General features: G+C 40.7%; 29 protein-coding genes. 25 read left to right on the top strand and 4 right to left on the bottom strand.

Features of this window, described 5'->3' with window-relative positions; translation table 11 throughout:
* Positions 1-23 precede the first annotated feature (23 nt).
* The 24 genes from rpsU to MUO14_RS01845 all read left to right on the top strand — a co-directional run bounded on the left by rpsU (position 24) and on the right by MUO14_RS01845 (position 20658).
* The gene (gene rpsU, locus MUO14_RS01955) at positions 24-197 is read left to right on the top strand and encodes a 30S ribosomal protein S21 (protein WP_079530318.1); all 174 of its coding nucleotides are present in this window, start codon (positions 24-26) and stop codon (positions 195-197) included.
* A 20-nt stretch (positions 198-217) separates the two neighbouring features.
* Positions 218-661 carry a GatB/YqeY domain-containing protein gene (locus MUO14_RS01950; RefSeq protein WP_244753394.1) on the top strand — a complete coding sequence of 148 codons (444 nt, stop codon included), beginning with the start codon at positions 218-220 and terminating at the stop codon, positions 659-661.
* Positions 662-825: 164 nt separating this feature from the next.
* Entirely contained in the window at positions 826-2109 is a 1284-nt protein-coding gene (locus tag MUO14_RS01945; RefSeq protein ID WP_396265829.1) for an NfeD family protein, read from the top strand.
* A 20-nt stretch (positions 2110-2129) separates the two neighbouring features.
* Positions 2130-3110 (top strand): flotillin-like protein FloA, encoded by a 981-nt coding sequence (gene floA / locus MUO14_RS01940; protein WP_244753392.1) that lies wholly within the window; start codon positions 2130-2132, stop codon positions 3108-3110.
* A 32-nt stretch (positions 3111-3142) separates the two neighbouring features.
* Complete coding sequence (locus MUO14_RS01935; protein WP_244753391.1) at positions 3143-3643, top strand: hypothetical protein; 501 nt, start codon at positions 3143-3145, stop codon at positions 3641-3643.
* 70 nt (positions 3644-3713) lie between these two features.
* On the top strand, positions 3714-4013 hold the full coding sequence (gene yqfC, locus MUO14_RS01930) for a sporulation protein YqfC (protein ID WP_244753390.1): 300 nt from the start codon (positions 3714-3716) through the stop codon (positions 4011-4013).
* Positions 4013-5197, top strand: coding sequence for a sporulation protein YqfD (yqfD, locus tag MUO14_RS01925; protein ID WP_244753389.1), 1185 nt, complete (start codon positions 4013-4015; stop codon positions 5195-5197). Before yqfC ends, yqfD begins: the two co-directional genes overlap by 1 nt.
* Before the next feature lie 2 nt (positions 5198-5199).
* The gene (locus tag MUO14_RS01920; RefSeq protein ID WP_244753388.1) at positions 5200-6162 is read left to right on the top strand and encodes a PhoH family protein; all 963 of its coding nucleotides are present in this window, start codon (positions 5200-5202) and stop codon (positions 6160-6162) included.
* Positions 6163-6395: 233 nt separating this feature from the next.
* Positions 6396-6866 (top strand): rRNA maturation RNase YbeY, encoded by a 471-nt coding sequence (gene ybeY / locus MUO14_RS01915; RefSeq protein WP_244753387.1) that lies wholly within the window; start codon positions 6396-6398, stop codon positions 6864-6866.
* Positions 6841-7218: a diacylglycerol kinase family protein gene (locus MUO14_RS01910; protein WP_244753386.1), complete on the top strand. Its 378-nt coding sequence runs from the start codon at positions 6841-6843 to the stop codon at positions 7216-7218. The genes ybeY and MUO14_RS01910 overlap by 26 nt, the downstream gene beginning before the upstream one ends.
* Positions 7219-7250: 32 nt before the next feature.
* Positions 7251-8156, top strand: a complete 906-nt coding sequence (era, locus tag MUO14_RS01905; protein ID WP_244753385.1) for a GTPase Era — start codon at positions 7251-7253, stop codon at positions 8154-8156.
* Positions 8157-8265: 109 nt separating this feature from the next.
* Positions 8266-8406 (top strand): YqzL family protein, encoded by a 141-nt coding sequence (locus MUO14_RS01900; RefSeq protein WP_396265828.1) that lies wholly within the window; start codon positions 8266-8268, stop codon positions 8404-8406.
* Between the two features lie 18 nt (positions 8407-8424).
* Complete coding sequence (gene recO / locus MUO14_RS01895) at positions 8425-9168, top strand: DNA repair protein RecO (RefSeq protein ID WP_244753383.1); 744 nt, start codon at positions 8425-8427, stop codon at positions 9166-9168.
* 306 nt (positions 9169-9474) lie between these two features.
* Positions 9475-10359: a glycine--tRNA ligase subunit alpha gene (gene glyQ, locus MUO14_RS01890; protein WP_244753382.1), complete on the top strand. Its 885-nt coding sequence runs from the start codon at positions 9475-9477 to the stop codon at positions 10357-10359.
* Complete coding sequence (gene glyS / locus MUO14_RS01885) at positions 10352-12436, top strand: glycine--tRNA ligase subunit beta (RefSeq protein WP_244753381.1); 2085 nt, start codon at positions 10352-10354, stop codon at positions 12434-12436. Before glyQ ends, glyS begins: the two co-directional genes overlap by 8 nt.
* 74 nt (positions 12437-12510) lie before the next feature.
* Positions 12511-13140 carry a transcriptional regulator CcpN gene (locus tag MUO14_RS01880; RefSeq protein WP_244753380.1) on the top strand — a complete coding sequence of 210 codons (630 nt, stop codon included), beginning with the start codon at positions 12511-12513 and terminating at the stop codon, positions 13138-13140.
* 28 nt (positions 13141-13168) lie between these two features.
* On the top strand, positions 13169-13981 hold the full coding sequence (locus MUO14_RS01875) for a pyruvate, water dikinase regulatory protein (protein WP_244753379.1): 813 nt from the start codon (positions 13169-13171) through the stop codon (positions 13979-13981).
* Between the two features lie 259 nt (positions 13982-14240).
* The gene (locus MUO14_RS01870) at positions 14241-14456 is read left to right on the top strand and encodes a DUF188 domain-containing protein (RefSeq protein WP_244753378.1); all 216 of its coding nucleotides are present in this window, start codon (positions 14241-14243) and stop codon (positions 14454-14456) included.
* 282 nt (positions 14457-14738) lie between these two features.
* Entirely contained in the window at positions 14739-16556 is a 1818-nt protein-coding gene (dnaG, locus tag MUO14_RS01865; RefSeq protein WP_244753377.1) for a DNA primase, read from the top strand.
* Positions 16557-16589: 33 nt separating this feature from the next.
* On the top strand, positions 16590-17717 hold the full coding sequence (rpoD, locus tag MUO14_RS01860; RefSeq protein WP_244753376.1) for an RNA polymerase sigma factor RpoD: 1128 nt from the start codon (positions 16590-16592) through the stop codon (positions 17715-17717).
* Positions 17718-17811: 94 nt separating this feature from the next.
* On the top strand, positions 17812-17934 hold the full coding sequence (locus tag MUO14_RS24220) for a hypothetical protein (RefSeq protein ID WP_255822151.1): 123 nt from the start codon (positions 17812-17814) through the stop codon (positions 17932-17934).
* Positions 17935-18415: 481 nt separating this feature from the next.
* Positions 18416-18784 carry a cytochrome c550 gene (cccA, locus tag MUO14_RS01855; RefSeq protein ID WP_244753375.1) on the top strand — a complete coding sequence of 123 codons (369 nt, stop codon included), beginning with the start codon at positions 18416-18418 and terminating at the stop codon, positions 18782-18784.
* Positions 18785-18847: 63 nt separating this feature from the next.
* Entirely contained in the window at positions 18848-19555 is a 708-nt protein-coding gene (locus MUO14_RS01850) for a tRNA (adenine(22)-N(1))-methyltransferase (RefSeq protein ID WP_244753374.1), read from the top strand.
* Positions 19552-20658 (top strand): Nif3-like dinuclear metal center hexameric protein, encoded by a 1107-nt coding sequence (locus tag MUO14_RS01845; RefSeq protein WP_244753373.1) that lies wholly within the window; start codon positions 19552-19554, stop codon positions 20656-20658. The genes MUO14_RS01850 and MUO14_RS01845 overlap by 4 nt, the downstream gene beginning before the upstream one ends.
* Before the next feature lie 68 nt (positions 20659-20726).
* On the opposite strand, the gene MUO14_RS24670 is transcribed toward MUO14_RS01845, so the two are convergent.
* From MUO14_RS24670 to MUO14_RS01835, 4 genes are all read right to left on the bottom strand, one after another.
* Positions 20727-20882: an IS3 family transposase gene (locus MUO14_RS24670; protein WP_396265794.1), complete on the bottom strand. Its 156-nt coding sequence runs from the start codon at positions 20880-20882 to the stop codon at positions 20727-20729.
* Positions 20860-21609: an IS3 family transposase gene (locus MUO14_RS24665; RefSeq protein WP_396265793.1), complete on the bottom strand. Its 750-nt coding sequence runs from the start codon at positions 21607-21609 to the stop codon at positions 20860-20862. The genes MUO14_RS24670 and MUO14_RS24665 overlap by 23 nt, the downstream gene beginning before the upstream one ends.
* A gap of 20 nt (positions 21610-21629) precedes the next feature.
* On the bottom strand, positions 21630-22055 hold the full coding sequence (locus MUO14_RS24660; RefSeq protein ID WP_396265792.1) for an HTH domain-containing protein: 426 nt from the start codon (positions 22053-22055) through the stop codon (positions 21630-21632).
* Positions 22056-22191: 136 nt separating this feature from the next.
* The gene (locus tag MUO14_RS01835) at positions 22192-23139 is read right to left on the bottom strand and encodes a 4-hydroxy-3-methylbut-2-enyl diphosphate reductase (RefSeq protein WP_244753372.1); all 948 of its coding nucleotides are present in this window, start codon (positions 23137-23139) and stop codon (positions 22192-22194) included.
* 165 nt (positions 23140-23304) lie between these two features.
* Between MUO14_RS01835 and MUO14_RS01830 the strand changes: the two genes are divergently transcribed.
* Positions 23305-24630, top strand: a complete 1326-nt coding sequence (locus MUO14_RS01830; RefSeq protein WP_244753371.1) for a DEAD/DEAH box helicase — start codon at positions 23305-23307, stop codon at positions 24628-24630.
* Positions 24631-24644: the final 14 nt, after the last annotated feature.

Here is a 24644-nt window from a genome sequence, read left to right as displayed (position 1 = left end):
TGCTTTGGAGGGAGGGAAATAGCATGTCAAAAACAACTCGCGTTCGTAAAAACGAGTCTCTTGAAGATGCTCTTCGTCGCTTCAAGCGCGATGTATCGAAAAGCGGTGCATTATCTGAATATCGTAAACGTGAATATTACGATAAGCCTAGCGTACGCCGCAAGAAAAAGTCTGAGGCCGCTAGAAAGCGCAAGTGATTAAAAGAGGGTGTAAGTAGATGTCAATTCTAGAACGTCTAAACCAGGATATGAAGGCAGCGATGAAGGCAAAGGATAAGAAAACCCTTGGTGTCATTCGTATGGTCAAAGCTTCGATGCAAAACGAAGCGATCAAACTGGGTAAGGATCTATCGGAAGACGAAGAACTTACTGTTTTATCTCGCGAGGTAAAACAGAGAAAAGATTCCCTCCAAGAGTTTAAAGAAGCTGGACGCGAAGATCTTGTAGAAGGACTTAATGAAGAAATTGAGATTTTACAAGTATATATGCCAAAACAGCTCACAGAAGAAGAACTTGAACAAATCGTTCAAGAAACAATTGTAGAAGTAGGAGCTTCATCTAAGGGCGACATGGGTAAAGTTATGAGCGCTGTTATGCCCAAAGTAAAGGGCAAAACAGAAGGCTCTAAGGTGAATAAACTCGTACTTAAGCAATTATCTTAATTGGTAAAGGTCTCTCTTTATAAAAAAGAGAGACCTTTTTATAATTAATGAAACTTTTCACATAATTGTCACGTATAAATAGTATCCAGAGCAGGCCAAATAAGGAGGTGAATCGTTTGAAGCGGTCAATCCGTCTTGTTTTTTTAAGTTCGCTGCTATTAACAATGGCTTTTCTCGCGGTTTATCAATGGAGTGATCATGTTCAAGCGGAAGGTGAAGGAAAGCAGGTGTATATCATACCTGTTGAAAATACCGTTGAAAGAGGGATGGTGTCTTTTCTACAGCGAACGACGAGTGAAGCCATTGAAAAGGGCGCCGACCATATCATATTTGAAATTGATACCCCTGGAGGGAGGGTAGATGCTGCTGGAACAATAGGGGAACTGTTAGCAGGCCTCGACATTCCTAATACAGCTTTTATTGCAAGCCGTGCTTATTCAGCAGGTTCTTATATCGCGCTTAGTACAGATCAAATTTATATGAAGCCTCAAGCGACGATGGGTGCCTCAGGTGTGATTAATTCTGACGGTACAGCTGCTGATAAAAAAGCCCAATCTGCATGGATTTCTGCGATGGTTTCAGCTGCAGAGGCAAATGGGAGGGATCCATTGTATGCACGGGCCATGGCGGACAGCAACGTAGACCTTCCTAAATATGGTGCTGCTGAGGGTGAATTTTTAACTCTTGGTCCTTCAGAAGCTGTTGAAGTAGGTTATGCGGAAGGAATTGTGAAAGATCGTGTTGAATTACTTAATGAGATCGGTTTTAGTAACGCTAAAGTGGTTGAAACGAGCCCAACTCTTGCTGAAAACTTTGCCCGCTTCCTTACACATCCTGTAGTCATCCCAATTCTTTTATCAATTGCCAGCCTTGGGTTGGTCGTTGAATTGTATTCACCTGGATTTGGAATACCAGGAATTATGGGAGTATTATCATTAGTTCTATTTTTTTACGGTCATATTGTCGCTGGATTGGCTGGTTATGAAGCCATCATCCTTCTCGTTTTAGGGATTGGCTTGATTGTTGCCGAACTGTTTTTACCCGGTGGCATCGCCGGGATTGCGGGTATTGCTGCCGTTGTTGCTTCCCTGATGCTATCGTCAGCTGATATGGGACATATGGCCTTGAGTATTGGCATTGCCTTACTAATAACCATCATCGTTTCAATTATTCTTATTAAAACGATCGGATTTGAACGTGGTTTTTTTCGGCATGTGATTCTCAATGATTCGACATCAGCGGAGAAAGGCTACGTTTCCACCGTAAATCGGCTTGAACTAATTGGCATGGAGGGAGAGACCATCACACCGCTCAGGCCATCTGGTACCGCCTTGATTGATGAGGAACGGATGGATGTAGTGTCAGAAGGCAGCTTTATTGGTGCTGATCAGCCGATTAAAATTGTTAAAATAGAAGGAGCTAGGATTGTTGTTCGTGCCATAAACTAAATTTTTAGGGGGAAGAAATCATGTCATTAGAAGAACTTATGCCCATTATTATTATTGGGATCATTATTATTGTTATCGCTGTTCTATTTACATTTATTCCGGTAATGCTTTGGATTAGCGCCTTGGCTGCTGGCGTAAAAGTAAGTATCTTTACACTAGTAGGGATGCGGTTAAGAAGGGTTATTCCTTCTAGGGTCATTAACCCGATGATTAAAGCACATAAAGCAGGGGTAACTGTCGATACAAACCAGCTCGAAAGCCATTACTTAGCGGGTGGTAACGTTGACCGCGTCGTAAATGCCCTGATCGCTGCCCAACGTGCAAATATTGAACTAAGTTTTGAAAGATGCGCCGCAATTGATCTTGCAGGCCGAGATGTTTTAGAGGCGGTTCAAATGAGTGTTAACCCGAAAGTGATTGAAACACCGTTCATTGCCGGTGTAGCTATTGATGGTATCGAGGTCAAAGCTAAAGCGCGTATTACAGTTCGTGCGAATATCGATCGTCTTGTCGGTGGTGCTGGTGAGGACACAGTTATCGCACGTGTTGGTGAGGGGATCGTATCTACGATAGGGTCAAGTGTAAACCACAATAAAGTTTTAGAGAACCCCGATCGGATTTCGCAAAATGTTTTAGGAAAAGGATTGGATGCGGGCACAGCATTTGAAATTCTTTCTATTGATATAGCTGATATTGATATTGGTAAGAACATTGGCGCTATGCTACAAACAGATCAGGCTGAAGCTGACAAGAATATTGCGCAGGCAAAAGCGGAAGAACGTCGGGCTATGGCCATTGCCCAAGAGCAAGAGATGCGCGCTCGTGTTCAAGAGATGCAAGCTAAGGTGGTTGAGTCGGAAGCTGAAGTTCCTCAAGCACTTGCCGAGGCACTACGCTCAGGTAAAATGGGTGTCATGGATTATATGAACTACCAAAATATTAATGCCGATACTGACATGAGACAAACATTAGGTGACATGGATAAGGATAAAGATGAATAATCATTTTCCTAACACCGTAAAGGGGAATTTGTATGGGAGATATTCTTGAATTACTATTTAGTAATATTGTCATCGTGGCTGCGGTCATAGGTGGGATAATCAGCTTTGTCTCTCGCTTGAATAAGAAAGAAGAAGAGAAACCAAAACATCCGAAACGATCAAGTTTCCCTTCAGGACCGACCAATTCACAGCAGCCTACAATGACCCAGGAGCCTGAAGAAATGAAAGAAACCGCTTCTACCAGTGACGGTCGAATGAAAGAGTATTACGAGGAAAAACAAAAACGATTGGATGAGATGAGAGAGTACCAGAAGGAACGTGGACAGCAAGCTACCCCGTTCTCTCAAACAAATGAAGAATTTGATCATCATGTAGACGATCAACAGGATGACGACTCAATGAAAAGAAAGAGTGTTTTCAGCAATTCAATTCAGTGGGATAAAAAAAGATTGGCAGAGGGAATTATTATGTCAGAAGTCTTAGGACCACCTAGAGCTCATAGGCCGCATCGTTCACATCCAAGAAAAAGATAAAAAAACGCACGAATTGTAGTGATACAATTCGTGCGTTTTTCGTATGTATAAGAGAAAGGAGGAAAATCGAATGGTGAAATGGCAAAAACAACTTCGTTCATGGGTCGGCCGTTATTTCGATTTACCTTCTGATGTTATGCTCGATCTTCCGCGTATAACAACGATTGGGTCGATCCATGCCTACATAGAAAATCATACAGGACTGTTACACTTTTCCGATCAAGAAGTCCGCTTGAAATATCGTGATGGCCACATCTCCATCAAAGGAAAAGAATTACGGATAAAGATGATGCTCAAGGAAGAACTGCTTTTAGAAGGAACTCTTGATACTGTAGAGTTCTTTACTGAACAAGAGAAAGGAGGGAAATAATGGCGAGACACCAGTTGGACTATTTTTATGGATTAGTCACGGTGCATGTAAAGGGGGCGTTGATAGAAGCATTCCTTCAAGCCTGTACGAGGGAAGGAACCTACATTACAAATGTAAAACACATTTCCCCAAACGAAGTTGAAATGACCATACGACTCAAAGATTGGACAATCTATCGAAAACTTCGGAAAAAATACCGTTGTAAAATCAAAATAGTTAACCGTAAAGGAATACCATTTTTATATCAACGTATGATTACAAAAAAAGCTGTGCTCGCCGCTTTTATTTGTGGTATTTTTGCTTTACTTTTACTCGCAAATACGTTGTGGTCAGTGGAAATAGAGGGATTACCACCTGAACTTGAGGCTACTGTTGAAAGTCAGTTAGAGGAATATGGTGTAAACGAAGGAAAACTAACAATCGGTATGAAGGATCCTAATGAAGTACAAAGGCTTTTGCTAGAGGATATACCCGACCTGCTATGGATTGGTGTGAAGAAGAAGGGGACAAGTTATCAGCTATATGGAGTTATGAAAACGAGGCAAGATCCAGACGAAACAACAAGACCAGCTGATTTAGTTGCAGCAAAAAAGGGCATGATAACAAAAATGTTTATCACAAAAGGCAGGCCGTTAGTTTCTGTTAATGAAGTTGTTGAAAAAGGAACAAAATTGGCTACAGGTGAACTCGAAGAAGACAGCGACGAATATATTGAGGCTGAAGGAGAAGTTATTGCTGAAACGTGGTACAAAGCGGAAGTGCAAGTTCCTTCTAAACAACAGCTTCAACTTACAGACGGGGAAAAGTCATCCTCTTATGCTCTAAGTATTGGGTCGTTACGTATTCCGCTTTGGGGTTGGTGGAATGATGATACAAAGGGCGCGAGAATAGAGAAAGATGAAAAGCAGTGGGAAGTGTTCGGTTGGGAGTTACCTTTTAAATTTCAAGTGAAAAATATGTATCCAGAAGATTCTAACATGAATGAACGTACTTCAGAACAGATTATTGAACAAGGGACCCTAACTGCTAAACGAACTTTAATACAACAGTTGTCTGAAGAGGCTGAAATTATAGAGGAAAAAGTTTTGCACGAGCGTGAGGAGCATGGTAAAGTAAAATTAATCCTTTTATTTAAAGTGCATGAAAACATTGCGGTGACCAAGTATATAACCCAAGGAGATTGAGTATGCAAGGAAACTTAAAAACGATAGATATCCAATTAAATAATCCAACAGAAGCGTTGGCCCTGTTTGGTACAGAGGATAGAAATTTAAAGCAAATTGAAGAACAATTAAACGTGTCTATTATTTCCCGCGGTGAACGGGTTAATGTTTCTGGCGAGGCAGAACATGTTCAATTAGTTGAAGACATCCTGCTTGCCGTTTTAGCAGTTATTCGTAAAGGGTTATCAATTACGGAACGTGATATCGTTTATGCTGTTGATCTCGCTAAAAAAGGCAAAATCAATCAGTTTGAAGCTCTTTTCGAAGACGAAATCACAAAAAATGCTAAAGGGAAGTCTGTCCGAGTCAAAACCCTCGGTCAGCGGAGATATGTCTCTGCGATAAAGAAACATGATCTTGTATTTGGGATCGGTCCAGCTGGTACCGGGAAAACGTATTTAGCCGTTGTAATGGCTGTCAATGCCCTTAAAAATGGAGATGTGAAAAGAATTATCCTTACACGTCCGGCTGTAGAAGCTGGAGAAAGTTTAGGTTTCTTACCGGGGGATTTAAAGGAGAAGGTGGATCCTTATCTCCGACCATTATATGATTCTTTACACGATGTATTTGGAGCAGAACATACAGCAAGATTAATTGACAGAGGAACAATTGAAATTGCTCCCCTTGCTTATATGAGGGGGCGGACACTCGATGATGCCTTCGCTATTCTAGATGAAGCACAGAATACGACACCTGAACAAATGAAAATGTTTTTAACGCGTCTTGGCTTTGGATCAAAAATGATTATAACAGGTGATATTACCCAAGTGGACCTTCCAAAAGGAGTAACATCAGGGCTTAAAGTTGCTGAGCAGAAGCTTGGTAAAGTGAAGGGTTCTGCGTTTATTCACTTGGATCAAACAGATGTGGTAAGGCACCCACTCGTCCAAAGAATTATTGATGCATACGAGAACGACCCATCTTAAGACCCGGCAAGCGGGTCTTATTTCTTATGTAAATGTGTTGTTAATTAGCAGGAGGCTATGTTTGTTAGAAAGGAGATTGTGAAGGCTGATGTAGGTGTCACTTGGGACCAAATGTTTAACTACATTATTTGTTTTATTCACTTCTTTCGAAAAGTATTCATGGGCTCATCCATTCTTTGTATAGTGGAGACGTGAATGAAAGAATCTAAACGTTAGTAAAGGAGACTAAATAAATGATCGAGATTGATTTTCAAGATGAAACTGAATCAATAGACGAAGCTTACATTGATCTTATTCAGAGAGTGATTGAATTTGCAGCAGGGAAGGAGAAGGTACCGGATGAGTCTGAGGTTTCGATATCGTTTGTAGGCAATGATGATATTCAGGAGTTAAACAGGAATTACAGGCACAAGGATCAACCTACAGATGTGATCTCCTTTGCTATGCAAGAATTAGGCGAAGGGGAAATCGAAGTGCAAAATGAGGAACTGCCTACGATGCTCGGTGATATAATTATCTCTGTAGATAAGGCGAAAGACCAGGCGGTAGATTATGGACATTCGCTAGAGAGAGAGTTAGGATTTTTGGCTCTACATGGATTTTTACATCTGCTTGGCTATGATCATTTAGATGAAGAAGATGAAAAGAAAATGTTCGCAAGGCAAGAGGAAATTTTACATGAGTATGGACTCAGCAGGACGTAAACAGAGGAAGTTTATTGGCTTACGGTTTGCGATAAATGGGCTGAAAGAAGTCTTTTTAAGGGAAAGAAACTTTCGAATTCATCTCTTAATTGCTGGTCTTGCCTGTCTAATGGGAGTGTGGCTCCTAATCTCATGGATTGAGTGGGCGATTTTGATAACCATCATTGCTCTTGTTCTGACACTTGAGGTCATTAATTCGAGTATTGAAAGAGTTATCGACTATTTAGCACCAGAGCAACATCCGCTAGCACGTATCATTAAGGATATGGCTGCAGCAGCTGTACTCATAGCGGCGATCGCTTCAATTTTGATCGGTATGTGTATTTTTCTGCCGAAGATGTTGTTATTATAATAAAAGAATGATGTTTTTATGGAGGAACAGTTATGGAAGAACAATTCAAGTCAGGTTTCGTTGCAATAATAGGACGGCCAAATGTGGGGAAATCAACATTTATGAACCATGTTATAGGCGAGAAAATCGCGATTATGAGTGACAAACCTCAAACCACAAGAAATAAAATACAGGGTGTGCTGACGGAGAAGGATGCACAAATGGTGTTTATCGACACGCCTGGTATCCATAAGCCGAAGCATAAGCTTGGGGATTATATGGTCAATGTTGCTGAAAGTACGTTAAATGAAGTGGATACGATTATGTTTATGATAAATGCTGAAGAGGGGTTTGGCCGTGGTGATCAGTTTATCATTGAGCGGCTACAACGAGTGGACAAGCCAGTTTTTTTAGTTATCAATAAAATAGATCGTGTTCATCCTGATCAACTGCTTCCGCTCATTGATCAATACCGAGAGAAGTTTGATTTTGAAGAAATTATTCCGATTTCTGCACTGGAAGGAAACAATGTTAATCACTTGCTTCATGTAATTAAAGGACATCTTCCAGAGGGACCACAGTTTTATCCTGAAGATCAAATTACGGATCACCCTGAACGATTTGTTATTAGTGAGTTTATTAGAGAAAAAGTGCTGCACTTAACACGTGAAGAAATCCCCCACTCGATTGCTGTAGTCATAGAGAGTATAGAACCTCGAAAAGATTCTAATGCCGTCTATGTTCAAGCGGCTATCATTGTAGAGCGTAAATCTCAAAAAGGGATTATTATTGGCAAGCAAGGAAGCATGCTGAAGGAAGTTGGACAACGAGCCCGCAAAGATATAGAGGCGTTGTTAGGAAGCCGGGTATATTTAGAGCTTTGGGTTAAAGTTCAAAAGGATTGGCGCAACCGTCAAGTTCAGCTTAGTGATTTCGGCTATAACGAAGATGAATATTAGATTTGGAAAAAATTAAGCCTTATCGTTTTTCTCATATGAAGCAACCTAAGTATGTCATGACATTTCTTTATTTACGATAATATGAAAGGCGGTGTTTCTTGTGCACGATATGTCTTGGAATGTGTTTAGACAAACAGGAAACATAGAAACCTATTTGCTAATGAAGGAACTGGAAATGAAAGGTGAATCATCAGAACAGGGATATGTTTCAGCTGGGACGGGGCAGATTGAGGAAAACGACGGGCAATAACAAGAGCAGGTGAATGCTTTGTTAGAAAAAGTAGAAGGCATTGTCATTCGAACAAGAGATTATGGGGAAACGCACAAGATCGTTACACTTTTGACTAGAGAAAAGGGGAAAATCGGGGTCATGGCTAGAGGGGCTAAAAAGCCGAAAAGCCGGATGGCCTCCGTGACCCAGCCTTTTATTCATGGTTATTATTTAATACACATTGGATCAGGTTTAGGCTCTTTAAGCCAAGGAGAAGTCATGGCTTCGCTTCGTTCTATACGCGAAGATATTGTTCAAACTGCCTATGCTTCTTACATGGCTGAATTAACCGATAAGTTAATGGATGAGAAGCAGCCTGATCCCTTTATTTATGAACAATTTTTACAATCATTGTTATGGATGGCTGAAGGGAAGGATCCAGAGATTCTCTCCATGATGTATGAGTTAAAGCTGTATAAAAAGGGCGGCTTTGCTCCGAGTGTGAATGGTTGTATGAGTTGTGGTAATGAACAGGGGCCTTTCGCCTTTTCGATCAGAGAAGGCGGCTTACTGTGCAATCGCTGTAAACATTTAGATCCAGAAGCCTATGGTTTGTCTGATCCTTTGGCACAGTTGCTGCGTGTATTTCTACATATGGATGTAAAGAGACTAGGGCAAATCTCAATGAAAGAAGAAAATAAGAAGAAGTTACGCCAGCTTCTCGACGAATATTATGATCGTTATGGCGGCTATCTTCTTAAGTCAAAAAAATTTCTTAAACAACTGGATCTGCTTAAATGATTGACAAACCTACGTGGATTCAGTATGATTTCATTACTATATAAACTGTTGCTATGAAGGAAAGTAGTAGTCGAATGCTTACATTTTTGAAGCGAACCTGTGATGGTGAAAGTCAGGTAGTGTAACTCGGCGAAGGCATTCTGGAGCAAAGAACGTTACAAAGCGGCTTGCATTTGTTAATCAAAAGCAGGCAAGTAGGGTGGAACCGCGGAAACCCCGTCCCTATGTCTAATGAATGGCATAGGGACGGGGTTTCTTTATGTTCTCAAACGATTCATGTCCAAATGAATGAGGAGGTACGAAAATTTGAACATCCAAACAATGATCCAAACATTACAAAACCATTGGTCGAAAGAAGGTTGCTTGCTAATGCAAGCCTACGATACCGAAAAGGGTGCAGGTACAATGTCGCCGATGACTTTACTTAGAAGCCTAGGTCCTGAACCTTGGAATGTCGCTTATGTCGAGCCCTCAAGAAGACCAGCAGATGGAAGATATGGCCAGAACCCCAACCGTCTTTACCAGCATCATCAATTTCAAGTGATTATGAAGCCGTCACCTGACAACATTCAAGAGCTATACTTGGATTCTCTGAAAGCGTTAGGCGTTGATCCGGCAAAGCATGATATCCGCTTCGTTGAAGACAACTGGGAAAACCCAACATTAGGCGCTGCAGGACTTGGATGGGAAGTATGGCTTGATGGGATGGAAATTACCCAGTTCACCTATTTCCAGCAAATCGGCGGACTGGAAGCACGTCCAGTATCAGCAGAAATCACCTATGGTCTGGAGCGGCTGGCTTCATATATTCAAGATAAAGAAAATGTCTTTGAGTTAGAATGGACAGATGGCGTTACCGTAGGAGATATTTACACACAGCCTGAATATGAACATTCTATTTATACATTTGAGCAATCCGATGATGACATGCTCTTTGAGCTCTTTTCTATTTATGAAAAAGAGGCTAAACGAATTATGGAAGCTGGACTCGTCTTTCCTGCTTACGATTATGTATTAAAATGCTCACACACCTTTAACCTGTTAGATGCTAAAGGCGTTATCTCGGTTACAGAACGAACGGGCTATATTTCAAGGGTTAGAAACTTAGCGCGTAAAATCGCTAAAACATACGTCGATGAAAGAGAAAAACTAGGCTTTCCAATGTTAAAGGGGGAAGGAAGTCATGAGTAAAACAGTTTTATTCGAGCTTGGATTGGAAGAAATGCCTGCAAGATTTATTGATGATGCCTTAAACCAATTAACAAGCAACACGGAAGCCTGGTTCAAAGAAAATCGGATACCTTACGGGACAATAAAGGGATATGCAACACCTAGACGATTAGCAATTAGCATATCGGAAGTTGCAGAGCAACAGCCGGATATAGAAGAGGAAGCGAAGGGCCCAGCTAAAAAAATTGCTTTAGATGAAGAAGGAAATTGGTCTAAAGCAGCAATTGGTTTTTCTAAAGGACAGGGTCAGACGGTTGATGACATTTACTTTAAAGAGATTAAAGGCATCGAATATGCTCACGTAAACAAATTTATTAAAGGTGAATCTTCACTCGAGCTGTTAACAGGCTTCAAAGAAGTACTTTTAAGCTTAAACTTTCCTAAGAATATGAGATGGGGAAGTTATGACTTACGTTTCATCCGGCCGATACGCTGGGTCGTTGCTTTATATGGTGAAACAGTTATTCCTTTTGAAATAGAAAATGTTACAACAGGGAAAACCACCTATGGCCATCGCTTCTTAGGGGATAAGGCGACGGTTGCTAAAGCAGATGAGTATGAAATGGTTATGGGTCAAGAATATGTCTTTGCCGAAAAGGGTAAACGGAAGCAGGTAATAGTTAATCAGCTAGATGAGCTTGAGAAAGTGAAGAATTGGACAATTATGAAAGATGAAGAGCTTCTCAATGAGGTAAACCACTTAGTTGAATATCCTACTGTTTTTAGCGGTTCATTTAGTGAAGAGTTTCTAGAAGTTCCTGAAGAAGCACTTATTACATCGATGAAGGAGCACCAACGCTATTTTCCTGTTCGGTCGAAGGATGGAAGCCTGCTGCCTCATTTTGTGGCTGTCCGTAACGGCAATGATGAACATCTCGATACAGTAGCAAAAGGGAATGAGAAGGTGTTGAAGGCACGCCTGTCTGATGCCCAATTCTTCTATAGAGAAGATCAAAAGGGGACACTTGAAGAAAAACTGGCTAAGCTCGAAAGAATGGTGTACCAGGAAGAACTAGGCACATTAGCTGATAAAGTTGACCGAGTCAAAACGATATCTGGTAAAATCAGTTCTCTCCTTAAATTATCTAAAGCAGAAACAGGAAACACCTTAAGAGCAGCACAGCTTTGTAAGTTTGATTTGGTCACACATATGGTTGATGAATTTTCCGAACTTCAAGGGATCATGGGAGAAAAGTATGCCCGCTTATTTGGGGAAGAGGAAGAAGTTGCTGTTGCGATAAGGGAACATTATATGCCAACACAGGCAGGCGGAGAATTGCCCGTTACAACTGCTGGTTCCATCGTCAGCATTGCAGATAAATTAGATACAATTATTGGATCCATCTCGATTGGAATTATCCCGACTGGTTCCCAAGATCCTTATGGATTAAGGCGTCAAGCGCTAGGTGTCCTGCAAATTTTGAAGAAAAGTAACTGGGCAATCGAAGTGGAGGAACTGTTGAACATTGTTCATGATCTATACACTGACCTTAATCTTACATCGCGCGGCGAAACCGATGTGAGGCAGGACGTTCAGGAGTTCTTTAAAGTTCGTGCCTCTTATTTGTTAAAGGATGGCGATGTTGCTTCCGACATAATAGAAGCTGTGTTAGCAGGTGGCATCCATGTTTACCCTGTAACCTTAGAGAAATCAAAAATCTTAGCAGATAAACGTCAGGATCCTGATTTTAAATCGACTCAAGAAGCATTAGGGCGTGTTTTAAACTTAGCAAAAAAAGCAAACACATATACTGTAGATCCAGATCTTTTTGAAAATAACTCCGAGGTTGAACTTAGTAAGGTCCATCAGCATATTCATGAAGATTATCTGAATTTAATGGAGAATCAACAACCTGAAAAGGCCTTACGTAAACTGGCAGAGCTTACTGAACCTATCCATTCATTTTTTGACCAAACCATGGTCATGGCGGAAAATGAAAAAGTGAAAATGAATCGTTTAGGACTGTTAAACCAAATTTCTAACGATATCACTTTATTTGCTAATTTTAATGCCGTTCAATGGAAACAGCAGTTTTAATGACCTTCTATTCCCTAATAATGTGTTATAATAATTAAATAGTATGTCACAGTCAGTGATTAGGTGGTGAAGGAATGGATCTATCCAACCGTCAAGAACAAATTATCCAAATTGTTAAGGACAATGGGCCGATTACCGGCGAGAACATAGCTGACCATCTAAGTCTTACACGCGCCACATTGCGGCCTGATTTAGCCATTTTAACGATGGCCGGATTTCTAGATGCACGTCCGCGAGTCGGCTATTTTTTTACTGGAAAGACTGGATCAGAACTATTGACTGAAAAGCTTAAAAAATTCAAAGTGCATGAATATCAAGCTTTGCCAATAGTGGTTGAAGAAGATGTATCAGTCTATGATGCGATTTGTGCGATGTTTCTTGAGGACGTCGGAACGTTGTTTGTTACAAATGAGCAATCACTGCTAGTCGGTGTCCTCTCAAGGAAAGACTTGCTTCGGGCGAGCATCGGTAACCAAGACTTAACATCAATTCCCGTTCATATTATTATGACTAGAATGCCTAATATATCAATCTGTAAAAAAGACGACCTGCTCCTCGATGCTGCTCAGAAACTGATTGAAAAGCAGATTGATGGACTGCCTGTCGTTAAGCCAAACGACCAAGGACTTGAGGTTGTCGGACGATTAACTAAAACAAGTATTACGAAAGCTTTAGTGGAGCTTGCACGAGATCAACATTTATAAGCAACTCCTATGAAATGGAGGATGACAGATGAAGAAGCCATGCATTTATATCCTATCTGATTCTGTAGGAGAAACGGCTGAGCTAGTTGTAAAGGCAGCCCTCAGCCAATTTGACGATGGTCCGTTTGATGTCCAGCGTATTCCATACGTTGAGGATAAAGGAACCATTAATGAAACGATTGCTCAAGCGAAAGAGCATGAAGCATTGATTGGCTTTACTTTAGTAGCGCCAGAATATAGACAACACCTCTTAGAGAGAGCAAAGCAAGAAAATATTGAATGTATCGACATCATGGGCCCGATGATGGATGCTATGCAGCGTTTTTTCAAAACAGAACCAAGACTAGAGCCTGGACTTGTTCATAAACTTGATGAGGATTATTTCAAACGTGTGGAAGCAATCGAGTTTGCTGTTAAATATGATGATGGAAGAGATGCCCGCGGGATATCTAAAGCAGATATTATCTTAATCGGTGTATCTCGTACTTCGAAAACTCCGTTATCCCAGTACTTGGCTCATAAGCGTTTGAAGGTCGCTAACGTGCCTATTGTCCCTGAAGTTGAACCACCAGAAGAATTATTTAGAGTTGATCCAAGTAAATGTATTGGACTTAGGATCAGCCCTCAAAAGTTAAATGATATTCGAAAAGAGCGGCTAAAGTCACTCGGGTTGGGTGAACAAGCAAGCTACGCAAATATGGATCGCATTCACCAGGAAATTGAGCATTTTAACAATGTAGTGGAAAAAATTGGCTGCCATGTGATTGATGTATCTAATAAAGCTGTGGAAGAAACAGCAAATGTAATTGTGAATAAATTAAGAAACGGTTCACTACAATAATAGTCATTTTAGCGAAAGTCGCGCTTTTTAGTGCGGCTTTTGCTTGGTAAATAAGAGAAAACAATGCTCGAAACAACCCGATTGACAGAGAAAGATGACTCCTATCAAAAAAATAGGTATAAAAGTGTATAGATTTTAATGTATAAATGTATTATAATTATTATTTGTGAAAAAATGATAGAAACTTTATTTACTTTCAGAATAATAAAACATTGGGAAATGAGCAGGATTCTTTCGTTTATTGTAGAATTATTGAATTATGCTAAAACAAAAGCCGCACGTTTGGGTGGACGCGGATTGCTGTCCAGTACAAGAGGAAATCGTTCATGTTTGTAAGCAGGTCAGCGTCACACCCACATTCATTGCAACCATTAATCGTTACAAAACCGATCAAACAGGAGAAGACTGGATTTTCCTTGATCATGGGTCACAAGCTGTCGACCTTTATATCATAAATGCTGCAGGAGAAAAATGATGTTGTGATTACCCAAGATTTGTCATTAGCTATATTGCTTACGGGTCAGGGGTTTATGTCATTACTCCTAGAGGTAAACTAGTATCAGAGGGGGATGCAGACGAAATTATGAATCAAAAATACCTCAGGCAGCAAACGATGAAACATAAGAGAAGGTGGAAGGGGCTAAAGGCGTTTACGAACTAGGACCCGGGAACTTTACACGAACTCTTGAAAAGATCTGTTGAACCATGGAGGTTTTCAAACAATTCCCCCGAATAATTTTGTAGTTTGGTGATGAATATGGCAGGACACATTCCAGAGGAAAAAGTAGACGAAATTCGTAAGTCAGTGGATATAGTTGATGTCGTAGGCGAATATGTCCAACTAAAGAAGCAGGGCAGGAACTTCTTCGGACTTTGTCCTTTTCATGGGGAGAGTACTCCTTCCTTTTCCGTATCTGGTGATAAGCAAATCTTTCATTGCTTTGGATGTGGAAAGGGAGGGAACGTCTATTCTTTTCTAATGGAAATAGAAGGATTCAGCTTCCTTCAGGCAGTAAAGCAAGTGGCTGATCAGACAGGACAACCCCTTCCAGAGCAATACAATGAAGAGCAAAAAAGAGAACGAGATCCTGAATCACAAAGCATATTGGATGCACACGAATGGTTATCGAAACTTTATCACCATTTACTGCGAAACTCCAAAGAAGGTCAAGAGGCTTATCAATATTTACTTGAACGCGGCTTCACTGAGGATACAATCACTCGTCATCAACTAGGTTATTCTCCTAGTTCAAATGACTTCGTTGTTACATTCTTGGAGAAAAAAGGTTTTCACCCCCAAACTATGGTGAAGGCTGGCCTCTTGAATACAAACGACCAAGGTGAATATTTTGATCGCTTTAGAGGCAGAATTATGTTCCCACTCCGCAATCATCTTGGTAAAACGGTTGCATTTGCTGGACGAGCCACAGGTTCAATCGAGCCCAAGTATTTGAACAGTCCAGAAACTGATTTATTTCAGAAGGGACGTCTCTTATATAACTTTGATCTAGCTCGAGCATCGATTCGTAAACAAAATACGATCATTTTGTTTGAAGGCTATGCCGATGTGATTTCGGCTGACCAAGCAGGCATCCAAAATGGGATAGGTACAATGGGAACATCCGTTTCAGATATTCAAGCACAGCTTATTAAGCGTTATGCTGATAAAGTAATCATTTGCTACGATGGAGACAATGCTGGGATAGAGGCGGCTGTAAAAGCCGCAAAATTACTAAGAAAAACGGGTTGTCAAACTAATGTAGCTCGATTGCCAAACGGGATGGATCCGGACGATTTCATTAAAGAGTACGGTGGGGAACGCTTTAAGCGTGAGGTGTTAGATGCAAGTGATCCTTATACTTCTTTTATAATCCGTTATTTAAGGCGCAGCTTTAATCTTCAATTAGAAGGAGATCGGATCACTTATATCGAAAATGTATTACAAGAGGTTGCTCAGTTAGACCGGGCAATTGAAAGAGAGCATTATTTAAACGAAATAGCAGAAGAATTTCAAATGTCGACCGGTACACTCAAGGAAGAAGTAGAGCAGCTTAGAAATCGGATGACGAATCAGGATAGCATATATCAGAGGCGACATACTAATTCTACAAAGCAAAATTTCGTTGATCATAAACTTCTCCCCGCCTTTCATAATGCGGAGAGAAAGCTGATAGCATATATGTTGAAAAACCCTATCATTGCTGATAAAGTTCAAGAAGAATTAGGCGGATCGTTCAATATTTCTGAACATCAGGTTATTGTCACGCATCTCTATGCATATTATGAAGACGGTCATGAATCTGATATTAGTCAATTTGTGGAGCGGATTGAAGACCAATCGTTAAGAAATCTTATTATTCATTTAGCTATGTCTCCTTCATCAGAGGAAGAAGTTTCAGATAGGGAGATTGAAGATTACATTCATCGAATTCGATCAGAAAGTAGTAATCGAGTCGATATTAAAAGTCTGGAGACGGAGCTGAAACGTGCTGAACAACACGATGAACCGATAAAAGCAGCTGAAATTGCAATGGAAATCTTGAGACGTAAACAAGAGTTGAAAAATACTCATTAAACTGGTATTGGATAGACGGAAGGAGGGGGACTCATGGCAGATAAGCAACAACAGCCATCACGTTCTAAAGAAAATGAAAGCGAATTGACCCTGGAACAGGCAAAAGAGCAATTGCTTGAAATGGGTAAAAAGCGAGGAGTTCTGGCCTACGAGGAAGTGGCAGAGAAACTTTCGAGCTTTGAGTTAGACTCTGATCAAATGGATGAATACTACGAGCGCCTGAATGAACAAGGCGTTGAGGTCATTGGTGATTCAGACCAGGATCCGAGCATGCAGCAGTTAAATAAAGAGGAAGAGTTTAACCTGAATGATTTAAGCGTACCGCCAGGAGTAAAAATAAACGATCCTGTTCGTATGTACCTTAAAGAAATTGGTCGTGTTAACCTTTTATCAGCAAAGGATGAAATCAGCCTAGCTCAACGAATAGAAGCAGGCGATGAAGAGGCAAAGCGGGATTTAGCTGAAGCTAACTTACGTTTGGTCGTTAGTATTGCTAAAAGGTACGTAGGCCGAGGCATGTTGTTCCTGGACTTAATACAGGAAGGTAACATGGGCTTGATTAAAGCAGTTGAAAAATTTGATTACCTTAAAGGTTACAAATTTAGTACGTATGCGACATGGTGGATTAGACAAGCCATCACTCGTGCGATAGCTGATCAGGCACGCACAATCAGAATTCCAGTGCATATGGTTGAAACCATTAATAAATTAATTCGTGTTCAGCGCCAACTGCTGCAGGATTTAGGACGTGAACCGACTCCGGAAGAAATTGCACAAGATATGGAACTTACTCCGGATAAAGTCCGTGAAATCCTAAAAATTGCCCAAGAGCCTGTCTCACTTGAAACACCTATTGGGGAAGAGGATGATTCACACCTCGGTGATTTCATTGAAGATCAGGAAGCCACTTCACCATCTGACCACGCTGCCTATGAATTGCTTAAAGAGCAATTGGAAGACGTGTTAGATACGTTAACTGACCGTGAAGAAAATGTGCTTCGTCTTCGATTCGGGTTAGATGATGGTCGTACACGTACCCTTGAAGAGGTCGGGAAAGTTTTCGGAGTCACGAGAGAACGTATCCGTCAAATAGAAGCAAAAGCACTCCGCAAACTTAGACACCCTAGTAGAAGCAAACGTTTAAAAGACTTCATGGAATAAAATCCTTTATATGTCGAGTGAGGGGTCCCTCAGCTAAACAGTTTAGTGTGGGGGCCTCCTTCTTTTATAACTTCTGTTTCCAGGTGATTAGGGAGTGAATAACCGTATGGAGACCATCGTTAAAGAGATTCACTATTTGAAGCAAAATCGGCTATTGCCACATGAGTACTGTGATTTTCTCCTTGCTTTATACATAAAAGGGGATATCGTTGCATAGAAGTCGAAGCTGGCTAAATTACCTTTATATAACAGGTATCTTAGTTTTGTTACCCCTTTCATTTCTTGTCATTTATTTTACTGAAATCAGCTTCATATTGCAAACAGGGCTTTTGTCGACATTTGTATTCATTGCTTTAGGAACAAGTCTACGTTCAAGTCAAAGGTGTCGTTAGTTATAGGATTGCTTATCTTATTTTTAATAACTGTTTATAGCATTGAGGCTATCACAAACACTATTCTGTTTTTTGTACATAACAGTTACGATCAATTGCTTCCTATGCTATTGATAGGCTGGCGTGGAAAGAGGAGTTATTTGACTATTTTAAGCTTCATTGGATTATTATTGCTTGGCTTTGTCATTGTTTATAAAGTTTTCATACGATATCCCTTTTCTAAGTTGACGTTTTCAAGTAAAATAAGTATAGCCTGATAGATAATTTGTTACACTAAAAAGGGAATACATAAGGAGGATGCAAGCTATGAAGAGAAACCCTGTGATTCCTTTTGCAATTATTGCCGTTATGGGAATTCTAGCTATGATCGTCATATCAGGAGTTGGTATTAACCAAAAACAGGCAATACAAGATGCAGAAGAAAATGGTGGAAAGCAACAAGAGGAGACAGCAAGTGCCAGTCCAGAAGAGATGTTCCAGGCTAAATGCGCAAGCTGTCATGGTGGAGACTTAAGTGGGGGAGTAGGTCCGTCTCTTCAAAAAGTAGGAGGCCGTTACTCTGCTGAAGAAATTCAAGACATAATTATAAATGGTAAAGGTTCACAAATGCCTCCAGGTCTTTACACAGGTGAGCAAGCAGCTAAGCTGGCGCAATGGCTGGCTGAAAAAAAATAATCACATGAGAAAAGCTTTCTGGACCTTTCAGAAAGCTTTTCTTTATGGAGAGGAAAATGGCTTATGAATGTAACGCAATTATCACTTCGTCTGAAAAAAGTCGCAGAATACTTACCTTCACAAGCAAATTTTGCTGATATCGGTTCAGACCACGCTTATCTCCCCAGTTATGTCTGTCTTCATGATAGATATGCAAAAGCAGTTGCAGGAGAAGTGAACCATGGTCCCTATCAAAGTGCCTTGCAAGAGGTAGCTGCGCATCAATTGGATGATCGCATTGATGTAAGGTTAGGGGATGGTTTACATGTTCTTAAAGACAATGAGGTGGAACAAGTTGTGATCGCTGGTATGGGTGGGCCGCTCGTGCGAAATATATTAGAAAGTGGCAAAGATAAATTAAGCAGCGTTTCAAAAATTATAGTCCAGCCGAATATTGACGCACGCTCGATTCGTAGATGGTTTTACGAAAATCATTATCAGTTAGTTCATGAAGCGATCCTTGAAGAAAATGGACATATTTATGAAATATTAGTTGCTGAAAAGGGAGATCCTCATCAGGCATATCACCAAGGAAATTTTGAAAAGCAGTTATGGCTCGGCCCCTGGCTAATGAAAGAACGTAGTCCCGTGTTTATGAAGAAATGGCAAGTGGAAAGGAGCAAAAAAGAAAGGATATTACATCAGATCAGTTGCTCTAAACAGCCAGATGAGGAAAAAATTCAATCATTTCAAAAGGAATTAGTTTGGTTAGAGGAGGTTCTAGAACAATGACATTACAAGCAAGCCTTATTATTAAGCAGTTCGAGGAGATGTCCCCAAAGCACTATGCCTTCGATTGGGACAATGTAGGTCTTCAAGTGGGTACATTAAATAAGCCCGTGGCTAAAGTAATGATTACACTGGACGTATTAGAAAATGTGGTGGATGAAGCAATCGAAAAAAGTGTTGACTTAATTATTGCTCATCACCCTTTATTGTTTACTTCTCTTAAACAAATCGATCTAGAGACGCCAAAAGGAAGAATTATTAAAAAGCTTATTCAGTATGATATAGCTGTATATGCAGCTCACACAAATTTAGATGTTGCTGTTGGTGGAGTAAATGATGTAATGGCAGAGCTTTTACACATACAAAATGTAGAGCCACTAATTGAAACGGAGAAGGATGAGCTCATTAAGCTAGTGGTATTCGTGCCTGAAGATTATTCTGAAGGTTTAAGAAATGCTCTAAGCGAAGCAGGAGCTGGCCATATAGGGGCTTACAGCCACTGTACGTTTCAATCAGCAGGTCAAGGTACATTTAAGCCTTTAGACGGTACGAACCCATTTATTGGCAAGCAAGGCGCAATAGAAAGAGTTGATGAGCATCGTGTAGAAACCATCGTACCAAAAACAAAGCTTGCTAAAACCCTTAAAGCCATGAAAAAGGCTCACCCATATGAGGAAGTTGCCTATGATCTCTATCCATTAGTTAACGAAGGTGAATCGATAGGTGTTGGGAGAGTAGGAAGACTTTCGAAAGAGATAACACTCCGTGAACTTTGTGAGGTAGTAAAAGAACAATATGATGTACCTGCTCTACGATATGTAGGTGACCCTGATCAAACTATTCAAACTGTTGCTCTGCTAGGGGGGAGTGGGGAAAAGTATATTCATGCTGCGAAGGAAAAAGAAGCCGATGTATATATTACAGGTGATCTCACTTTTCATTTGGCACAAGATGCCGAGCAAATGGGACTGGCAGTAATTGATCCAGGCCATCATGTTGAAAAGGTTATCACCTCAAAGCTACAGAGACGATTGCAGAAGAAGTGTGGTACGGATGTTGATTTTATTGTGTCAAACTCACAAACGGAACCTTTTCGCTTCATGTAAGAAAATAAAAATGCCACCTGCTCTCAGTGAACTGTACCCCATAAAATGGACAGTTTAATAAAAAGTCCCTAGGCTGTTAAAAGGTGACCACGGTATTGTGCCGGGGTCATCTTTTTTAATGACCATTGGTATCTCTCATTGTTGTAATACTCCATGTAATCTTGAATTGCTTCCTTGACTTCAAATATGGAGGAGCACGATTTAAAGTCCATGCCATCCTTCATATGTCCAAAAAAGGATTCCATCGGAGCGTTGTCCCAACAGTTTCCACGACGAGACATCCGATTGGTTCATTCCTAAAGCTTTGATCTTCTTTTGGAAGTCGGGGTGTGTATAATGCACGCCTTGATCAGAATGGATCAAACATTCGGGATGAGGAATAAAGTCCTCACGTTCCATCAATTTATCAATCGTTTGGTACACTAAATCCATCTTTAAAGAAGTTGAAAGGTGATAAGCTAGGGCTTCTCGTGTCGCTCCATCTTTGATGACCGATAAATAAGCTTTGCGTCCCTCCGCGTAATAAACGTATGTAATATCCGTGAGGAGAACTTTGTGAGGCTCTCCCTGATTGAAGTGGCGTTCCAGCTTATTTTCACAGGTTTTGTGCTCTTGCGTTGCTTTTGCGATTTGTTTGTATGGATTGGCCACGCGTATCTTACACTTGAGATTGTATTTTTTCATGAGACGACGGATGCGCTTGTGGTTCATTGTGATGCTTTCATCGTGCTCTAAAAACATCTTAATCTGTAGGGCCCCTACTTTTCCTTGATGGTTATCATATACTTTCTTGATCACCTTGTAATCTGCCTCGTCCTTCTGTTCTTTACGTTGGCGTGTATCCTCTGCCTTTAACCAGTTATAGTAACCGGATCGACTGACGCCAGCGATTTTACAGAAATATTGAATGAGATGCTTCAGTCCTTTTTCCCGCAAAGTCTGTTCGATCAATGTGAATTTTTCAGATGGAATTAACGTTTCTTCTTCGCCTGCCTTTCGACTTCGTCTAGCTTTTTTACGAAGTCTAATTCAGCTTCTAAATACGCAATGCGAGCTTCCGCCTTCTTCAGCTTATCCTCCGCAGATAAATGATTCGTTGATGGACGGCCTGTGGATCCCTTTCCCCGACGTTCCTTGTAAAAGCCATCTTCGCCATACTTGTCATAGGTCCCCCGCCAACGCTTTAAACATTGTTTAGGCTTCTTAGAGCCGATAACATCCATATCAAAGCCTTTTTCAGTGAAGATTTGGTAGGGGCCTTTTCCAGCTAAGTTTTCCTTCACGGCAGCTAATTTAAAATCTTGAGAATAAGTAATAGAACGGTCGGATACCTTCATAACGTTTGGATTGGATTCTAATTGTTGCCTTTGGAATTCAGTAAAGATAATATTGGACATCTCTATAACCTCGCTCTGTGTGTTAGTTTAATTATAAATGTAGATTCGAGGTCATGAAATACAAAAACCCCGAATAAGGGCACTTTTTTAGAAGTGTCCATTATTCGGGGTATAGTTCACAGGTGGCATTTTCAAGTTATTTCTTTTTAGTTTTTATCTTAGGCAGAATCTTTTTCTTTTCTACTTTTGATTCTAGCCCCCATGTGTCTTCATTCTCGGGATCGTATTGTTCGATAAATTTAATCACTTCTTTAGTAATTGGTGTTGGTGTAGAGGCCCCAGCTGTTACGGCTACTTTGTTTACATCTTCCAACCACTCTAGTTTTAAATCAGAAATATCAGCAATACGGTAAGCTTGTGTGCCGGCTATCTCTATAGAAACTTGGGCCAAACGGTTCGAATTGTTACTGGTCGGATCACCGACTACTAGTGTTAAGTCCGCATCTTTCGCTTGTTCTGATACGGCCTCCTGTCGAACTTGAGTTGCCATACAAATTTCTTGATGTTTTTCTACCCTTGGATATTTTTCTTTAACCTTTTCCATGACATCATAGACATCCCATTGACTCATCGTCGTTTGATTGGTAATGAGAAGTTTGTCATGATCGAGAGTGAGCTCTTCTACATCGTCTTCCGTTTGGACGAGGTGTACCTTGCCAGGTGCTACTCCTAACGCCCCTTCAGGCTCCGGGTGTCCTGTTTTTCCCACATAAATGATTTCATACCCTTCAGCCACTTTATCGCGAATTAAATTATGTGTACTCGTAACGTCTGGACAAGTTGCGTCCAGGGTCATCAGTCCTTTCGCTTTAGCTCTCTCCTTAACTTCAGGGGAGACGCCGTGGGCAGTGAAAATAACCGTTCCCTCATTAATATCTTCAAGAAGGTCTAGGCGATCCTTGCCATCCACTGTAATAATTCCTTCGTTTTCAAATGCACTCGTAACATGAGCATTGTGAACAATCATCCCTAAAATATATATGGGACGTGGTAAGTTGGGGTCTTTTGCCGCATTTTGAGCAATGACCATCGCATCTACCACTCCATAGCAATAACCGCGAGGTGCGATTTTAATGATTTCCATTTGATAGATCCTCCTCTTAAACCCAAACTGTTACTATTTATCATCTCACTTCTTATTATAAATGGAAATGGGGGAGATGACAAAGAATGTCTATATGCTCGTGCAATTATCTTATGACTCAGGTTATAATAGGGATGGAACAATTTACTTTAAAGGAGTACGGAAATGGGTAATCATTCGTTTAAACAATACGCAATTAATAAAAGCGTAGACCAAATTATAAATCAGTTAGGTTTTTTTGAGCCGACACCTATACAACAGGAAGTAATTCCGGCAGCCTTACGAGGAGAAAGCCTTATAGGACAATCTCATACGGGGTCGGGGAAAACACATGCTTATTTACTGCCACTGTTCAATCAGTTGAATGAGAAAGACAATCATGTGCAGTTTGTTGTAACAGCACCTACCAGGGAACTGGCTATGCAAATTTACGAAGAAGTGAAAAACGCAATTCAGTATGCCGACAAGAATGAAATATGGAAAGCAAAACTTGTGATCGGTGGAACAGATAAACAAAAGATGATCGACAAATTGTCATCGAATCCGCCGCATATTGTCGTGGGAACACCAGGGCGAATTTTAGATATGGTTAAAGAAGAGGCCTTGGATTTGCACCATGCGAATGCCTTCGTACTTGATGAAGCCGATCTTATGGTTGATTTAGGTTTTATCGAGGATGTCGATCAAATTCTTGTTCGTATGGATGAGGATGTACAAACACTGGTCTTCTCTGCAACGATTCCAGAGCGACTGCAGCCGTTTTTGAAAAAGTATCTAACAAACCCAACACATATTCAAATCCATGATGATAAGCCCTCACCGGAATCAATGGAGCATCGTTTAGTTGCTTTACGCCATAAGAATCCTGCTGATGTCATTATAAACATTACAAAAGGTATTCAACCGTACTTGGCAATCATTTTTACCAATGGAAAAGAACAGGCTAATGAATTAGCAAGTGATTTGCTAGACCGGGGGCTTGAAACTGGACTTCTTCATGGAGGACTGTCTCCAAGAGAACGGAAGCGTATGCTCAAGGAACTTCAAAGCCTTAAGTATCAATATATTGTAGCAACCGATCTAGCTTCGCGCGGGATCGATATCCAAGGGGTCAGCCATGTCATTAACGCACGTATGCCTAGGGAAGAGGAATTCTATATCCACCGTGTTGGACGTACAGCAAGGGCTGGGCTTGAAGGAACAGCGATCAACCTTTATACAGAGGAAGATCTTTCGCTGATTGAAAAATTAGAGAAGCGTGGGCTTACTTTTACGTATTATGAAGTGAAAAATGGGGAGTGGAAAGAAGCTAAATCCTATAAAGAACGGCAAACGCGTACACGAAAAGAATCAGATATGGAAAAACAAGCGAAACAAATGGTTAGAAAGCCCAAAAAGGTGAAGCCGGGTTATAAAAAGAAAATGAAGCGAAAAGCTGATCAAAATTTAAAGAAAATCAAACGAAACAGCTATCGCGGTAAGCGAAAGTAGCTTTAGGAGGGGAA

This window comes from Halobacillus shinanisalinarum, from assembly GCF_022919835.1.
GTDB lineage: Bacteria > Bacillota > Bacilli > Bacillales > Halobacillaceae > Halobacillus_A > Halobacillus_A shinanisalinarum.
This window is presented reverse-complemented; position numbering and strand designations above follow the sequence as displayed.

Coding starts and splice junctions, on each gene's coding strand:
- rpsU (WP_079530318.1), top strand. CDS start 24: ATGTCAAAAACAACTCGCGTTCGTAAAAACGAGTCTCTTGAAGATGCT.
- MUO14_RS01950 (WP_244753394.1), top strand. CDS start 218: ATGTCAATTCTAGAACGTCTAAACCAGGATATGAAGGCAGCGATGAAG.
- MUO14_RS01945 (WP_396265829.1), top strand. CDS start 826: ATGGCTTTTCTCGCGGTTTATCAATGGAGTGATCATGTTCAAGCGGAA.
- floA (WP_244753392.1), top strand. CDS start 2,130: ATGTCATTAGAAGAACTTATGCCCATTATTATTATTGGGATCATTATT.
- MUO14_RS01935 (WP_244753391.1), top strand. CDS start 3,143: ATGGGAGATATTCTTGAATTACTATTTAGTAATATTGTCATCGTGGCT.
- yqfC (WP_244753390.1), top strand. CDS start 3,714: ATGGTGAAATGGCAAAAACAACTTCGTTCATGGGTCGGCCGTTATTTC.
- yqfD (WP_244753389.1), top strand. CDS start 4,013: ATGGCGAGACACCAGTTGGACTATTTTTATGGATTAGTCACGGTGCAT.
- MUO14_RS01920 (WP_244753388.1), top strand. CDS start 5,200: ATGCAAGGAAACTTAAAAACGATAGATATCCAATTAAATAATCCAACA.
- ybeY (WP_244753387.1), top strand. CDS start 6,396: ATGATCGAGATTGATTTTCAAGATGAAACTGAATCAATAGACGAAGCT.
- MUO14_RS01910 (WP_244753386.1), top strand. CDS start 6,841: ATGAGTATGGACTCAGCAGGACGTAAACAGAGGAAGTTTATTGGCTTA.
- era (WP_244753385.1), top strand. CDS start 7,251: ATGGAAGAACAATTCAAGTCAGGTTTCGTTGCAATAATAGGACGGCCA.
- MUO14_RS01900 (WP_396265828.1), top strand. CDS start 8,266: ATGTCTTGGAATGTGTTTAGACAAACAGGAAACATAGAAACCTATTTG.
- glyS (WP_244753381.1), top strand. CDS start 10,352: ATGAGTAAAACAGTTTTATTCGAGCTTGGATTGGAAGAAATGCCTGCA.
- MUO14_RS01880 (WP_244753380.1), top strand. CDS start 12,511: ATGGATCTATCCAACCGTCAAGAACAAATTATCCAAATTGTTAAGGAC.
- MUO14_RS01875 (WP_244753379.1), top strand. CDS start 13,169: ATGAAGAAGCCATGCATTTATATCCTATCTGATTCTGTAGGAGAAACG.
- MUO14_RS01870 (WP_244753378.1), top strand. CDS start 14,241: ATGCTAAAACAAAAGCCGCACGTTTGGGTGGACGCGGATTGCTGTCCA.
- dnaG (WP_244753377.1), top strand. CDS start 14,739: ATGGCAGGACACATTCCAGAGGAAAAAGTAGACGAAATTCGTAAGTCA.
- rpoD (WP_244753376.1), top strand. CDS start 16,590: ATGGCAGATAAGCAACAACAGCCATCACGTTCTAAAGAAAATGAAAGC.
- cccA (WP_244753375.1), top strand. CDS start 18,416: ATGAAGAGAAACCCTGTGATTCCTTTTGCAATTATTGCCGTTATGGGA.
- MUO14_RS01850 (WP_244753374.1), top strand. CDS start 18,848: ATGAATGTAACGCAATTATCACTTCGTCTGAAAAAAGTCGCAGAATAC.
- MUO14_RS01845 (WP_244753373.1), top strand. CDS start 19,552: ATGACATTACAAGCAAGCCTTATTATTAAGCAGTTCGAGGAGATGTCC.
- MUO14_RS24670 (WP_396265794.1), bottom strand. CDS start 20,882: ATGAAGGATGGCATGGACTTTAAATCGTGCTCCTCCATATTTGAAGTC.
- MUO14_RS24660 (WP_396265792.1), bottom strand. CDS start 22,055: ATGTCCAATATTATCTTTACTGAATTCCAAAGGCAACAATTAGAATCC.
- MUO14_RS01835 (WP_244753372.1), bottom strand. CDS start 23,139: ATGGAAATCATTAAAATCGCACCTCGCGGTTATTGCTATGGAGTGGTA.
- MUO14_RS01830 (WP_244753371.1), top strand. CDS start 23,305: ATGGGTAATCATTCGTTTAAACAATACGCAATTAATAAAAGCGTAGAC.